Origin of the sequence: Staphylococcus parequorum (assembly GCF_039237145.1) — a bacterium.
Classification (GTDB): Bacteria; Bacillota; Bacilli; order Staphylococcales; family Staphylococcaceae; genus Staphylococcus; species Staphylococcus equorum_A.
Map to the genome: position 1 here is coordinate 69,139 of NZ_CP150682.1, position 14,364 is coordinate 83,502.

Sequence of the window (14,364 nt, forward strand, 5' to 3'; positions counted from 1 at the left end):
CAAACCGTGTGATTTCACGTTGTTTAGGAAGGTTTTTATTTTATCTAGTATTCTGGTTTGAATGGCCCCCAAGTGATTCTTTCTTTACCATCTAGTGGAATTGCATCAATTTCTTTCGACACATCATCAAACCATTTTAAAAAAGCGGGATCTTTTTCCAAATATGCTTCGACACTTTCTTGAGTAACATCATGTAAATACCAAGCTTTACTTTCAAATTCATATTGAATTTGAGCATATGCTAACCTAACTTTGTCTACACTATCGTATAAACAATTCACTTGTTTCACTAAATTCGGTGCTTGAGAAACGATACTACCTGAAATAACCTTTTTATGTGTTTCATTATCCAAGTCATTCCACATTCTGAGTTGACCATCCATTTGAAAAAACAAATCGATTGTCGAATCTTTCTCATCAAAGGTGATTAAAATAAATATGCGCTCAGCTGTATGATCTACTGAATTGATTGCTGTGACAAGTACTTTTTGCGCCATTTTCGCCCAATACTTTTGCGCTTCTTCCGGGGTTAGTTTGCTCTCAGATGAATAAATATATTGATTATTTATGTCACGTCCATCAATTTCATCCGGTTTTTTTCTAAAAAATCTATTAAACATGCTCAACTTAACCAACCCCTTCCTTAATGTAATGAGTTTGTGAAAATGAAACACTTTAGCTATCTTGCTATACTATTATTTTCTAATAAAACCTGCTCTATTCAATTGATCTAACATATCTAATCTTTGTTTTGCGCTCATAAAATTCGCAATTTGATTAGACCATGTTTCACTACGTTCACCGTTTGTACGCGATTTGTAATAATCACTTACGGTTTGATCATATCTTTGTAATGCTTCTTTTTGCTCGTCCTTATCGCTATTATATCTATCACGATGAAAAACATGTTCAAACGGTAAACGCGGTTTCGGGCTACCATCTTCCTCATCTTCAGGTATACCAAGTGCCATACCAAATAGAGGGAAAGTATGCTCGGGTAGGTCTAATACTTCTTTAACTCGTTCAACATCATTTCTTAATGAGCCTAGATAAACAATTCCATAGCCCATATCCTCTGCTGTAGCAGCGATATTTTGTGCTACTAACGTTGCATCTATTGTACCAACAAGCAAGCCTTCCGCAGATTCAAATGATGTCTCCATTTGATGCTTGGAATCTTCATTCACTATTGAGTGTCTATAATAATCCATTACAAAAACAAACAAATAGCCATTTTCTACGACATAAGGCTGCCCAGATACTTCTTTTAAATCTTCTTTTATCTCAGGATCTTCTATACCTATAATGGAATAAGTTTGTAAATAACTAGAAGTCGAAGCGCTTTGCCCTGCCTCAACAAGTTGTTTAATATGCTCTTCTGGAATAGGTTCTTTCTTAAAATTTCTTACTGAATGGTGTTTTTTCAATAAGTTGTACACGTGATCAGACATGCTATCGCTCCTCTTTATGAAATATATCCATATCTTACCAAAAGCATATTTTGATTGCTTATATTATGTTTACCCATTTTTCACCTTTCTTAAAAGATTTGAAAGTAATTAAGTTTATGGTTAGTATAATAGTAACAATATTCTGAAAAAGGAGTGCTAATATTTCATGACACAAGCCAATACAACTGTCGCAGATGCATTGTTTGAAGCCTTTAAACAGCACGAACCCATAGATTTTGTTAGTCACACGTACAATATCAGTGAACGAGAAGCATACCAAACACAGGATTTACTTATCGATAAACTTAAAGACGTTGATCAATCCAATATCGCCGGCTATAAAGTAAGTATGACAAGTGCAGCAACACAAAGTATCGCTAATACTGATGAGCCAGCTTATGGCACAATACTTTCTTCTAAAATTGTAGAAAGCAATGGCTCTGTATCACTTTCAAGTCTATTTTCACCTTTAATTGAACCAGAAATTATGTTTATTCTAACGAAAGATTTATCTTCTAATCCAACAAATGAAGAAGTCCTATCTAGCGTTAAAGTTGCACCAGGTATTGAAATACCCGATGCACGCTACAAAAATTGGTTTCCTAATTTTACTTTAGGTGATTTATTAGCAGACAACACTGCGACAGGATTAATTGTTGTTGGTGAAACAATTGAGCCTCTGTCATATGAAGATTTTGCAAACATCCATATGAAACTATCGTATAACGGAATAGTAGAACATGAAGGCGATTCTACAGAAGTACTTGGCAACCCAATCGAGTCTGTTAAATGGCTTGCACAAAAACTCGCAACGCACGATAAAAAATTACACAAAGGTCATATCATTTCTTCAGGTACCTTTATATCGCCTATTCCAGTAGAACTAGGATCTTATAAAGTGGAATATAGCAATGTAGGACAAGTGGATGTCACATTTGTGGACTAGACTCCCCTTTCACTCATGTCACAGAATGTAGACAAACCAAGTGCTATAAAGGCATTTGGTTTTTTTATAGTATTTTTCTTTAAAAATGGTAGTGCTTGGGTCGACTCCTACAGAAAATGCAGTAGCCGAAGCCCACAGTCTAAGTCTGTACCAAGGAAAACGTGCACAAAAACTGCCAACAAAGTCGGAGTCTTGTCGACAATCTCTCACATATAATCTTCTCACTATGCATACTATAATTTATAAATCATTTAAAATAATTCATTTAACTCATAGATATGTTTCTCTTTATCGTAACGTGGAAAACACTAACTGTACGTAAAGATAGGGGGTATTTTAATGAGCAATAAAAAGAAAGATCAATTAAATGAAGTAGAAAAAAGCAATGACGATAAAGCAATGACGACTAATAATGGTGTCAAAGTAAGTGAAGATGAAAACACGCTAACTGTTGGTGAACGTGGTCCTAGCTTATTAGAAGATTTCCATTTCAGAGAAAAAATCATGCACTTCGATCATGAACGAATCCCAGAACGTGTTGTACATGCCCGTGGCTTTGGTGCACATGGAGAATTTCAAGTTTATGAAGATTTATCGAAATATACTTCAGCCGACTTTTTAACTCACCCCGAGAAAACAACGCCACTATTCGTTAGATTTTCCACAGTTCAAGGTTCTAAAGGCTCTCCTGATACAGTTAGAGACGTCCGTGGCTTTGCGACAAAATTTTATACAGATGAAGGTATTTTCGATCTAGTAGGTAACGATATACCAGTGTTTTTCATACAAGACGCAATCAAATTCCCAGATTTAATTCACGCAGTTAAACCTGAACCACATAACGAAATGCCTCAAGGTGGTACTGCACATGATACATTTTGGGATTTCTTTGCTCAAAACCCAGAATCTACACATACCGCTGTATGGGCTATGAGTGATCGCGGGATACCTAAAGATTTCAGACAAGTCGAAGGTTTCGGCGTGCATACGTTCCGCCTTGTTAATAGCGAGGGACAGTCTTATTTTGTTAAATTCCATTGGAAACCACTTCAAGGGCTAGAGTCTCTCGTATGGGATGAAGCACAAATTCTACATGGTAAAGACGTTGACTTTCATCGTAAAGACCTTTACGAATCTATCGAAAAAGGCGATTATCCTGAATGGGAATTAGGCCTACAAATTATTCGTCCCGAACAAGAATTTGACTTTGATTTTGATATTTTAGACCCGACAAAAATTTGGCCTGAAGATGACGTTCCAGTACAAAGAGTTGGTAAAATGACGTTAAACCAAAATGTTACGAATGTGTTTGATGAAACAGAACAAGCTGCATTCCATCCAGGTCATATTGTGCCAGGTATCGACTTTTCTAACGACCCATTATTACAAGGACGTTTATTCTCTTATACAGATACACAAATCACGAGATTAGGTGGTCCAAACTTTAATCAAATTCCAATTAACCGTCCTGTGAATGAAGTACACAACAACCAAAGAGAAGGTATGCACCAAACAAGTGTAAACAAGGGACAAGTTGCGTATCATAAAAATGCACTGAATAATAATGACCCTCATACAACGCCAAAAGAAGAAGGTGGTTATGAGCACTATCAAGAAAAAGTTGAAGGCCGCAAGATTCAAAAACGCAGTGAAAGTTTCAAAGATTATTATAGCCAAGCCAAACTTTATTTAAACAGTCTGACTCAGCCTGAATTTGATCATACCGTAGATGGCTTTTCATTTGAAATCGGTATGTGTAAATCGGTTATGGTTAAACAAAATGCTGTTAACCAATTGAACAAGGTTGACCGCACATTAGCCGAACGTGTAGCTAAAAATGTAGGTGTGGAAGTGCCCGCAGAAAATGAAGAAGTCCAATCAGACGCAAAAGATAGTAAACTAACAATGGAAAAATTCGACATCCCATTAGCTGGACATTCTGTAGCTGTTGCAGTAAATGGCGATATTAGTGCTGACACACTAAAATCATACGCTAAAACGTTCACTGAACATAAATTAAACTACGCATTTGTGGGACAACATCCTAAAGATATCTCAGAAGACTACGGTATCACTGAAACATTTGATACTGCTCATCCAACTTTATTTGATAGCTTAATTGTACTTTCAGATGGTAGCGACATACTTCCACCTGTCGAGGAGTTTGCAGAACTCACTTATAAACACAATAAACCATTAATTGTTAGCCAAACAGCTGCGACAAATTTAGCAGATGCCAAATTGAATTTAGCAGCACCTGGTGTTTTCGTATCGGATGATCCTAATACAATTGTGCAAGCTTTTGATAGAGCAAGATACTGGGATAGATAAAAAATTCAAAATTATTATTAACTGACTAAGTTATAACTTAGTCAGTTTTTTATTATAATAGAATGAAATGGGTATTATTACATTAAAGAGGTTGTTCATAAATCCCTGTGAACATAAATCAATCTTATACATATTTAATTTTCAAAAACTGATAATGATGATAAACACGCGATTGCAACCTGTCGTTGCGACAGACAATAACATTAAGTTCGTGACGCTGAACATGTAATAGATTAACTTTAAACAAAGGATGTGGTTGATATGGAAATTGGTAAAAAGATTAAAGAGCAAAGAGAACAAAAAAATTGGTCTCAAGATGATTTAGCCGAAATACTTAACATTTCACGCCAAAGTATTTCAAAATGGGAATTAAATAAAGTCTATCCGAGCATTGATATGTTAATTAAAATGAGCGATCTATTCGACATCTCATTAGATGAACTCATTAAAGAAGACAAGCAACTTAAACATACAATTATTGAAACATATCAGCAACCTGTTTCAGATGATAAAGAGAAACCTGCTATGAATGGTTGGGAATTCCTAGCAGGTTACTGGTGGTTGTTCTTTCCTGTTGCTGCAATGATTTGGTGGATAACACAATCATTCATGTAATTAAGTGCTAAAACCTTCTTTAGTAACTTTATACTTCTAAAAAATACGAGACCTATTTCAAACTGTAAATAGGTCTTTTTTTCATAAAAATCTCACACATTATCACTATAGCTTGTTATACTGTTTTATAAATACACTATAGGAGTATTATTTATGGTTAAACACATAGAATTATTTGTAAAAGATAATAGATTAGTTGAACTTCAAAATGATTTAGCTACTATTGTCACAGAAGATGAGTTTCAAAATTCGATTATAGAACTCAATCAAGATACGAGTGGATTCAAGACATACACGCTTAAAGCACCACTACCAGAGCGACTATCAGTAAAAGAAATCATTAAATTTTGGTGTAAGTGGTACGATTCAAAATTATCCTTAGATACAGTCCTTTATGAATGTAAGTTATTCTCCTTCAACCACAAGAAAATTAAAAAGCTCACAACATCTGAACTTAAACTCGTCCATTTAGCAAAATTATTCCTTGTACCTGAAACGAAATTTATTATTAAAGAACCTTTACAAAATGTCTCTATTGAAACAAAACACACCGTACTCAACTTACTCAATGAACTCAGCAAGTACAATTCAATTATTACATTAACAAATCACACAGAGGAAGCATTACTTATCAGCAACAATTGTTATCGCCTTACTGAAAAAACATTTAAACCTATAGAAATATCACAATATGAACCCAATCATCAGCAAGATATAAGCGACAGCAACCAATTAGAGCGTCAACAAATCAAACGTTTAACAGTTAAAACTAATGAAAAAACGTTATTTTTAGATCCTATCGACATTGATTACTTAGAAGGTCAAGATGGCAAAGTGGTTATACATGTAGGTAATGAACAATATACCCATGATACGACTTTACAATCTATTGAAACGATTATTGTTCCTTACGGTTTTTATAGATGTCATCGTTCTTATATCGTAAACTTACAAAAAGTCAGTGAAATTATTTCTTGGTCTAAAAACAACTATTCGATACGACTCAATAATACTAAGGAAATGCTAATCCCTTTATCTAGGCAGAAAGCAAAAGAAATAGAACGATTTTTCAATATTAATGAGTAACCATTCAACACTTATACGTTACATTTCACCTTCTTTTGAACGTCAGATTCGCGTGAACACGCTATGCTGAAGTTAATTCAAAAGGAGGTAATTTAATGGAACACATAATTGAAATGAATCATGTAACAAAGTCATTTAAAAACAAAATAGCAATTAAAGATATGAATTTCACTGTGAAAAAAGGGGAGATTTTTGGTTTCCTTGGTCCTAGTGGCTCTGGCAAGACGACAACAATTAAAATGTTAACTGGAACATACGATCCGTCTAAAGGTAGTCTAAATGTTCTTGGACACAATGGTTCTGAAATAGGCACGAGCAACTTTATGTCAAAAATTGGTATCCTTACAGATCACAGCACTGCTTATGAACGCCAAAGCATTTGGGATAACTTAAAGTTATTCGCAAAACTTAACAAACTACCATTACAAAAAATTGATGAAGCTTTAGAATTTGTTGGTCTAACACAGGATAAAAAATCATTATTTAAAAACTTGTCTGCTGGTATGAAGCAACGTGTACTACTTGCTAAAGCAATCTTACATCAACCTGAACTATTATTTTTAGATGAACCAACAGCATCTTTAGACCCTATGACAATTCAACATGTGCATAAAGGCCTTAAAGCATTAAACGAACGTGGCACAACGATATTTTTAACAACACATAATATGGAAGAAGCAAACGCCTTATGCGATCGCGTGGCTTTTATAGAGTCAGGTGTACTCAAAGAACTTGATACACCAGAGAACTTTCGCTTTAATCATGCAAATCATACAATTAAGGTCATTCATAATAATAATCGAGAAAAAACCTTACCCATGACTACCGAATCTGCACAGTATATTACAGATATGCTCGAAGCAAATGATTTAAAATACATTTCATCTGATTTACCTACGCTTGGCGATGTTTTCTTGAAAATCACTGGAAAGGAGCTTGTTTAGTATGAATATTACACGCTTGTCAGCACTGTTAGAGAAAGACTTTAAAGAATCTATACGAAATCCTTCCATTATTTTCATGCCGTTAATGATCATATTAATCAGTATATTTTACAGTATCATTCCAACTACAAATACAGTTCAAAGCGCACCGACTGTAATGCAGTTCATCATAATTAACATGGCATTTGTTTTTGTTGCTACATCACCTCTTATCACAATGATCTCTGAAGAAAATGAAAAAGGTACATTGAAAGGCTTAGTAGAGTCGCCAGCATCTAATATTGAAATATTGTTTTCTAAAGTCATCATCACGTTTATAATCACAATCATTACGACTATCATAAGCTTAATGATTGTGAACAGTAACGTGAATTTCGATTTTCAAACTTATTTAGGACTTGCAGTCATGCTATGCTTTTACCTTGTCCTTGGTTTAGTCTTTGGTTTGTTGTCTAATACTGTTGGTACTGCCACAACATTAATGATGGTGCCCTTCATTCTCTTCGGCATGACACCAATATTTAATACCTTAGAGGGTGTTATAAAATTAGGCTTTTTCGACAAAGTACTGGAAATATTACCTTTTGGCTTAATTTTAGAATTAGAAATCAATAATGCTAGCTTGAGCCTACTATATCTTCTGATTTGGTTTATTCTTATTATGGTTTCGTTGTTCATTACTTATAAGTATAAATTCCGTAAACGCTAGTCGTTCACAAAATTGTAAAAAATGCTCTGAAAAGCTGTGTAATTCATGTTTTTAAGCCAATTTAATAAATAACAAGCCTTTCTTCTCAGTTTCATATGTTTAGTTGAGAATTGAAAGGCTATTTAATATGTAGAAAGATTATATCAACTATGTAAACGCTCTCTTTTACGTGCATGTTTTCACTTGTCACTAATGGTTCAAAAGCACACACAGAGCGTTATTTTACACTTTTATATATAGCCTTTCATCGTTGACGAGAATATATGAGCGTGCAATAATAGTACGTGAAAGATTAGAATCATTACAATTAACAAACTATAATAATCTACTTAACTAATATTCTAATCAAAATTAGTTAATCAATCAGGAGGATGTTTTTTTATGTCTTTAATTAACAAAGAAATTTTACCATTCACAGCTAACGCTTATGATCCAAAGCAAGATGAGTTTTTCGAAGTTTCAGATGAAAACTTAAAAGGTTCATGGAGTGTTGTTTGCTTCTATCCAGCAGACTTCTCATTCGTATGTCCAACTGAATTAGAAGATTTACAAGGACAATATGATAAATTACAAGAATTAGGCGTAAACGTGTACTCAGTATCAACTGATACGCATTTCGTACACAAAGCTTGGCATGACCATTCAGAAGCCATTAACAAAATCCAATACACTATGATTGGTGACCCTTCTCAAACAATCACTCGTAGTTTTGATGTATTAGATGAAGAATTAGGTTTAGCTCAACGTGGTACTTTCATCGTAGACCCTGACGGTATTGTACAAGCAGCTGAAGTGAATGCTGACGGTATCGGCCGTGACGCAAGTACATTGGTACACAAAATCAAAGCAGCACAATATGTACGTCAACACCCAGGCGAAGTTTGCCCAGCTAAATGGGAAGAAGGTTCAGAAACATTACAACCTGGTCTTGACTTAGTAGGTAAAATCTAAGGAGGCATTGATTTAAATGCTTAATGATCAGCTAAAATCACAATTACAACAATTACTTCAATTAATGGAAGGTGACGTTGTACTAAGTGCAAGTTTTGGTACAGATGAAAAGTCTAAAGAATTAAAAGAATTATTAGACGAAGTAGCAGAGATGTCATCTCGCATTACTATAGAAGAAGTTGACCTTAAACGTACACCAAGCTTTTCTATTAATAGACCTGGTGAAGAAACAGGTATTACATTCGCTGGTTTACCAATGGGTCATGAGTTCAACTCTCTTGTTCTCGCTTTATTACAAGTAAGCGGTCGTGCACCAAAAGAAGAACAAGCAGTTATAGATCAAATCAAAGCTTTAGACCGTCCGTTACATTTTGAGACTTTTATTAGTCTAACTTGTCAAAAATGTCCCGACGTTGTTCAAGCTTTAAACTTAATGAGTTTGGTAAATCCAAATATCACACATTCTATGGTAGACGGATCTATCTTTAGAGAAGAGTCTGAAGACATTATGGCCGTTCCTGCAATTTTCCTAGATGGAGAAGAATTTGGTAACGGACGTATGACAGTTCAAGATATATTAGCAAACTTAGGCAGTCAAGCAGACCCAGCTGAATTTAACGACAAAGATCCATATGATGTACTAATTGTCGGAGGTGGACCTGCAAGTGGTAGTGCAGCAATTTATACTGCACGTAAAGGTTTACGTACAGGTATTGTTGCGGATCGCATCGGGGGTCAGGTCAACGATACCGCTACTATCGAAAACTTTGTCACTGTTAAAGAAACAGATGGACCAAAATTTACTTCAGCACTCGAAGATCATATTAAACAATACAATATTGATGTAATGACTGGTATTCGTGCCAGTGATATTGAAAAAACAGACGATGGTATCATTGTCACTTTAGATAATGGTGCACAATTAACAAGTAAAACTGTTATTATTTCAACAGGTGCGCGTTGGCGCAAGCTAGAAGTGCCTGGTGAGGAAGAATTAATCAATAAAGGCGTTGCATTCTGCCCACATTGTGATGGTCCATTATTTGAAAATAAAAATGTTGCTGTTGTAGGCGGCGGTAATTCTGGAGTCGAAGCTGCAATCGATCTTGCAGGTATCGTTAAACACGTAACGTTACTTGAACGTAACGCTACGCTGAAAGCAGACAACGTATTACAAGAACGTTTGGCTTCTTTGCCAAACGTAACTATAATTAAAAATGCTCAAACAACAGAAGTTTTAGGTGACAGTGCAGTAACTGGTATTAAATATCAGGATAAATCACTTGGCGAAGATCATACTTTAGAACTCGAAGGTATCTTTGTTCAAATTGGTTTATTACCAAACACTGAATGGCTTGATAATTATGTTGAATTAAACCAAGCTAAAGAAATAGTAATTGATCGTAAGAATGCTACAAGCATCCCTGGTATTTTTGCTGCTGGTGATGTTACCGATGATCGTAACAAACAAATTATTATTTCTATGGGTGCTGGTGCAAATGCAGCATTAAACGCTTTTGATTATATCATCAGACATTAATCGCACCCCTTTCATTTAACAATAAAGATTAAGGAGAACCCTTATGCGGTTCTTCTCTTAACATTGACAAACCACTTGCAAAAGCAAGTGGTTTGTTTTTTTATAGTTTTTTCCTTGAAACAGTTCTTATTTATTATCTAATAATGGATTATATTATTTGAACACTAGCAGTGATTTGGGCAAACTTATGCGGGAGAATCACTAGTCGAAGCATACAGGATTAGGCTGTGTTCCCGCGGAAAAAGTGCACACAAACTCCCAACAAAATCGCATACGCTTAACAAAATCTATATGTGCTTCTCTTTTTATTTGTATACTTTTCTCTTTTAAATCTGAGTTTAACCCTTATATGCTTATTCTTGTATCTATGCGATTAATTATTTAAATTAGCTAACATTTTATAATGAAAATCTAATGAATTTTTAAATTTATATAGCAATTATCCTCTTACACCATTCATTTGTTCAATAGATTGTGCGTTTATTATTTAATTCATCATACAAATAGATAGCACTACATGATACGCTTAAGTTATAATTTTCTAAGAACGTATGTAAACATACAATGGGACTGTTAAAATAGAACGACTTATTATTAAAGGAGCAATATTATTTATGAAGAAAAGTATACTTTTATCGTTAGTTTTGGTGCTAGCTGTCATACTCGCAGCATGTTCAAATGGTAATACAGAAGATGATGAACAAGAGGAACATAATGAACGCAATGCACCAAAAAATGTGAGCAAATTGGCTGAGAAAGATATCTTCCATTCAGATAAAAAGGGTGAAGATATTAGTGAAGATGAAATGAATAAAGCGATTAAAAAATATTTAGATGTTAACTCACTTATTATTGATAATAAATACCTCATGCAATATAAGTTAGACAAACAAATAGGTACAGATACAAAAATCACTGATGCACAAGAAAAACGTTTATCAGATTTATCGAATAATGCAATTAAAAATGACCTTCATTTTAAAAATTTCGTAGAAGATAACAACATGCCAAGCGGTTATAAAGATAATCTCGATGAAATTATCGCTTATTTTACATCCCTAAACACTACAATTAAAAACGTTGATAAAGAAATTGAAGAAATAGATTACCAACCTGACAATGACCTCAACGTTGTTGACGTTCCTGCTAAAGTTGCCGGAAATGTAAATCATAAAAAGCAAAAATCAATTAAGAAATTCCTTGATGAAAAAGGAATTGAAAGTGACGCAGTAGATAAATAGATGACAAATGGGAGTAGGACAATGAAATCTAATTTTTCCAACAAGATTTCGTCGTATAATTCTATCCCGGCAAAGCTGACTATATAATGAATGAGGCTAAGACATGTATTAACGCCCTAGCCTCATTTGTGTCAAAAGATTGTTGTTTTAGCGTCATGCTTTTCATTTATGTTTCACAATTTTAGCCAAGGTTACAAAATGATGACATGTCACCTTTCCATGATGGCAAAGGCGTTGAGCCTATTTTCTACTCATACATTGATACACTCTGACTTATTCTCGTAAAAAACCTTACATGATTGTAAGGTTTTTTAATATGATTATCCTGTTTTTCTCAAAGCTTAATTTGTTAAGCTATATACAAGTTAAGAAATACGTTATTAGAAGCACAGCCACTCATTAATAAATTTAAGGAGGCCACACTGTTATGATATTAACTATTTTAATAGGTGCCATGGCTGCTATTTTCATAGCTTTTAATCTCTTTGAGAAGAAAGAAAAATATGGCGTCGTTTCTTTTAGAACAATTGCGCTAAGTGTAACTTACGTCATACTGGCTGTTATTGTCGGAAGCTTTTTAGACAATATCAATACATTATTCCAAGGATTTCATGATAGCTTAACAGCAGCTAAAAAATATTAAACCTGAACCGGCAACGTCGCAGTTCAGGTTTTTTGTTTGTCTTACATTTCAAGTTCATAGGGTACACAATTTTCTATTTTTCTATCAATTACAGTTTCTTTCGTTTCATAGCGTAAGTAAACAAGAAAACATCTGATTACGACCTGATGCGCAACAATTGCGATAGACTCTAAAGACGGATCAAGTTCTTGGTCAAAAAATTGTTCAACACGCTGTAATACATCCGAATAGCTTTCTCCTTCAGGGGCTTTTTGTGTGAAACTATGACGAAAAGCAAGCAAATTTTCATCATTAAAATAAGCATGATATTCAGGATTTTGTTCAATTGCATCTATCATTTTACCTTCAAAGATGCCTAAAGAACGCTCTCTTAATAAAGGGGTCACACTCGCTGGAATGTGCTTATCAAATATCGCATTATATGTTTGTCTCGTGCGAGTCAAATCAGATATATACACGTGTTCAATATTCTTTTTTTCAAAATAGCTTTGCAGTAATTGAGCAGAATATACACCACTTTCTGTTAAAGGTACATCTAATTGACCACAAAAGTATTTTTTTCCTTGTTTTTTATCGTAATTTGACTGCGATTCTCCATGACGAACTAAATAAATTTTCATAGTGATTACCTCTTCTCTATTTATAATCCAATATTTCATTATTCTTTTAACGAAGCTCATATCTTACAATACTGTTAGATGAAGCAATATGTCTATATTTCAATGATTATTCTTGTTATTATCCAATTGAGGTGATACAAATGAGCGAAAAAATGTTACATCATGACACACAAAGTGGGCGTGTATTAGCAGCAGTCAGTTATTTCAGTATATTCTTTGCACCAATTATATTACCTATTATCCTTTGGATTTTTGCTGATAAACCCGCTTCAACGCATGCAGCAAAATCATTAGTCTATCATATTATAACGTATATTGGACCAATACTATTAGTTTTAAGCGTAGCGTTTGGAACTACAATAATTGATCAACAGAATACTACAATTGCAATCATAGCGATTGTGGTGGCCATCCTTTTATTAGTGGTAACCATTTGGTACACAATCAAAAATATATATCGTGGTATCAAGATATTGATTTCTGAAGATGCTTATTTCCGTCCATAAAGCATTGCAATTTTTTAGAAAATCTATTTAGAATATGATTGAGGCTGAGACAATTTTTTGTGTCCCAGCCTCCTTCTTTCATTATACTTTTAAGTTGAATCAACTGCTTTTACTAAATAATAAACTAATAGATAAACCAATGAGGATGGCACCTACTGCATAATCAAACACCGCTTTTATTTTTCTGTTTCCAAAAAGTAATTTAATATATTGGAATATGTATACACAAAAAATAAACCAGATAAGAATCACCGTTGTTACTACTGCCGATAATATTGCAATTTGAGATGACACACCTTCGCCAGCAGTTATAAACTGCGGTAAAATACTTATGTAATAAAGTAATGCTTTAGGGTTTAATATTGTGCTGATAAAACCTTGGCGATAAGAACTTAAATAACTAATCTGTTGTGTCTGCATTTGAGATGTTGAAAAATTCATGCTTTGACGTGCACAGATGATACTTTTAATGCCTAAATAAATCAGATAACACGCGCCTAAAATTTTAATCATCAGAAAGACATAATACATATTTGCCAAGATAAATATAATGCCAAATACTGCTAATAAAGAATAGATAACGTGTGCTGACGTAATACCTAACGCAGCCATCGCGCCATTACCTTTACCTGAAGTAATTGAATTTTTCATTACTACAAAAAAATCTGGACCAGGAACAATAATAATCATTAATGTAATCGTAATAAATGCTGCAAGACCTTCCATCACATGCACCTCCATCTTAACTACATGGTATCAATTACACTATGTCACCGCAATA

At 34.2% G+C, this 14,364-nt stretch carries 15 protein-coding genes; 11 read left to right on the plus strand and 4 right to left on the minus strand.

Annotation, left to right across the window (positions count from 1 at the left end; all coding sequences use genetic code 11):
- Positions 1-44: 44 nt before the first annotated feature.
- Positions 45-620 carry a hypothetical protein gene (locus AAA453_RS00315; RefSeq protein ID WP_069816782.1) on the minus strand — a complete coding sequence of 192 codons (576 nt, stop codon included), beginning with the start codon at positions 618-620 and terminating at the stop codon, positions 45-47.
- Between the two features lie 75 nt (positions 621-695).
- Entirely contained in the window at positions 696-1,451 is a 756-nt protein-coding gene (gene nfsA, locus AAA453_RS00320) for an oxygen-insensitive NADPH nitroreductase (protein ID WP_069826282.1), read from the minus strand.
- 166 nt (positions 1,452-1,617) lie between these two features.
- Between nfsA and AAA453_RS00325 the strand changes: the two genes are divergently transcribed.
- The 10 genes from AAA453_RS00325 (at position 1,618) to AAA453_RS00370 (ending at position 12,457) form a co-directional block, all read left to right on the plus strand.
- Positions 1,618-2,397: a 2-keto-4-pentenoate hydratase gene (locus AAA453_RS00325; protein ID WP_069816683.1), complete on the plus strand. Its 780-nt coding sequence runs from the start codon at positions 1,618-1,620 to the stop codon at positions 2,395-2,397.
- A 339-nt stretch (positions 2,398-2,736) separates the two neighbouring features.
- Positions 2,737-4,728 carry a catalase gene (locus AAA453_RS00330; protein ID WP_069816681.1) on the plus strand — a complete coding sequence of 664 codons (1,992 nt, stop codon included), beginning with the start codon at positions 2,737-2,739 and terminating at the stop codon, positions 4,726-4,728.
- Between the two features lie 261 nt (positions 4,729-4,989).
- Positions 4,990-5,343 carry a helix-turn-helix domain-containing protein gene (locus AAA453_RS00335; RefSeq protein ID WP_069816679.1) on the plus strand — a complete coding sequence of 118 codons (354 nt, stop codon included), beginning with the start codon at positions 4,990-4,992 and terminating at the stop codon, positions 5,341-5,343.
- A 153-nt stretch (positions 5,344-5,496) separates the two neighbouring features.
- Positions 5,497-6,429, plus strand: a complete 933-nt coding sequence (locus tag AAA453_RS00340) for a LytTR family transcriptional regulator DNA-binding domain-containing protein (protein ID WP_069816677.1) — start codon at positions 5,497-5,499, stop codon at positions 6,427-6,429.
- Positions 6,430-6,524: 95 nt separating this feature from the next.
- A complete protein-coding gene (locus AAA453_RS00345; RefSeq protein WP_069816675.1) occupies positions 6,525-7,373 on the plus strand; it encodes an ABC transporter ATP-binding protein in 849 nt (282 codons plus the stop codon).
- A 1-nt stretch (position 7,374) separates the two neighbouring features.
- Positions 7,375-8,082 carry an ABC transporter permease gene (locus AAA453_RS00350; protein WP_069816673.1) on the plus strand — a complete coding sequence of 236 codons (708 nt, stop codon included), beginning with the start codon at positions 7,375-7,377 and terminating at the stop codon, positions 8,080-8,082.
- Positions 8,083-8,463: 381 nt separating this feature from the next.
- Positions 8,464-9,033 carry an alkyl hydroperoxide reductase subunit C gene (gene ahpC / locus AAA453_RS00355; RefSeq protein ID WP_069816672.1) on the plus strand — a complete coding sequence of 190 codons (570 nt, stop codon included), beginning with the start codon at positions 8,464-8,466 and terminating at the stop codon, positions 9,031-9,033.
- Between the two features lie 16 nt (positions 9,034-9,049).
- A complete protein-coding gene (gene ahpF / locus AAA453_RS00360; protein ID WP_069816670.1) occupies positions 9,050-10,573 on the plus strand; it encodes an alkyl hydroperoxide reductase subunit F in 1,524 nt (507 codons plus the stop codon).
- Positions 10,574-11,187: 614 nt separating this feature from the next.
- Entirely contained in the window at positions 11,188-11,814 is a 627-nt protein-coding gene (locus tag AAA453_RS00365) for an NDxxF motif lipoprotein (protein WP_069816668.1), read from the plus strand.
- Between the two features lie 427 nt (positions 11,815-12,241).
- Positions 12,242-12,457 (plus strand): hypothetical protein, encoded by a 216-nt coding sequence (locus tag AAA453_RS00370; RefSeq protein WP_002511986.1) that lies wholly within the window; start codon positions 12,242-12,244, stop codon positions 12,455-12,457.
- 41 nt (positions 12,458-12,498) lie between these two features.
- Here AAA453_RS00370 and AAA453_RS00375 read toward each other — a convergent pair whose 3' ends face one another.
- The gene (locus AAA453_RS00375) at positions 12,499-13,077 is read right to left on the minus strand and encodes a histidine phosphatase family protein (protein ID WP_069816666.1); all 579 of its coding nucleotides are present in this window, start codon (positions 13,075-13,077) and stop codon (positions 12,499-12,501) included.
- Between the two features lie 140 nt (positions 13,078-13,217).
- Here AAA453_RS00375 and AAA453_RS00380 point away from each other — a divergent pair, with 140 nt between their 5' ends.
- Positions 13,218-13,583: a DUF4870 domain-containing protein gene (locus AAA453_RS00380; RefSeq protein WP_069816664.1), complete on the plus strand. Its 366-nt coding sequence runs from the start codon at positions 13,218-13,220 to the stop codon at positions 13,581-13,583.
- A gap of 99 nt (positions 13,584-13,682) precedes the next feature.
- Here AAA453_RS00380 and AAA453_RS00385 read toward each other — a convergent pair whose 3' ends face one another.
- A complete protein-coding gene (locus AAA453_RS00385; protein ID WP_069816662.1) occupies positions 13,683-14,309 on the minus strand; it encodes a LysE family translocator in 627 nt (208 codons plus the stop codon).
- Positions 14,310-14,364: the final 55 nt, after the last annotated feature.

Bases quoted from the DNA above. Each gene is read 5' to 3' on its own strand.
- AAA453_RS00315 (WP_069816782.1), bottom strand. From the start codon at position 620: ATGTTTAATAGATTTTTTAGAAAAAAACCGGATGAAATTGATGGACGT.
- nfsA (WP_069826282.1), bottom strand. From the start codon at position 1,451: ATGTCTGATCACGTGTACAACTTATTGAAAAAACACCATTCAGTAAGA.
- AAA453_RS00325 (WP_069816683.1), top strand. From the start codon at position 1,618: ATGACACAAGCCAATACAACTGTCGCAGATGCATTGTTTGAAGCCTTT.
- AAA453_RS00330 (WP_069816681.1), top strand. From the start codon at position 2,737: ATGAGCAATAAAAAGAAAGATCAATTAAATGAAGTAGAAAAAAGCAAT.
- AAA453_RS00335 (WP_069816679.1), top strand. From the start codon at position 4,990: ATGGAAATTGGTAAAAAGATTAAAGAGCAAAGAGAACAAAAAAATTGG.
- AAA453_RS00340 (WP_069816677.1), top strand. From the start codon at position 5,497: ATGGTTAAACACATAGAATTATTTGTAAAAGATAATAGATTAGTTGAA.
- AAA453_RS00345 (WP_069816675.1), top strand. From the start codon at position 6,525: ATGGAACACATAATTGAAATGAATCATGTAACAAAGTCATTTAAAAAC.
- AAA453_RS00350 (WP_069816673.1), top strand. From the start codon at position 7,375: ATGAATATTACACGCTTGTCAGCACTGTTAGAGAAAGACTTTAAAGAA.
- ahpC (WP_069816672.1), top strand. From the start codon at position 8,464: ATGTCTTTAATTAACAAAGAAATTTTACCATTCACAGCTAACGCTTAT.
- ahpF (WP_069816670.1), top strand. From the start codon at position 9,050: ATGCTTAATGATCAGCTAAAATCACAATTACAACAATTACTTCAATTA.
- AAA453_RS00365 (WP_069816668.1), top strand. From the start codon at position 11,188: ATGAAGAAAAGTATACTTTTATCGTTAGTTTTGGTGCTAGCTGTCATA.
- AAA453_RS00370 (WP_002511986.1), top strand. From the start codon at position 12,242: ATGATATTAACTATTTTAATAGGTGCCATGGCTGCTATTTTCATAGCT.
- AAA453_RS00375 (WP_069816666.1), bottom strand. From the start codon at position 13,077: ATGAAAATTTATTTAGTTCGTCATGGAGAATCGCAGTCAAATTACGAT.
- AAA453_RS00380 (WP_069816664.1), top strand. From the start codon at position 13,218: ATGAGCGAAAAAATGTTACATCATGACACACAAAGTGGGCGTGTATTA.
- AAA453_RS00385 (WP_069816662.1), bottom strand. From the start codon at position 14,309: ATGGAAGGTCTTGCAGCATTTATTACGATTACATTAATGATTATTATT.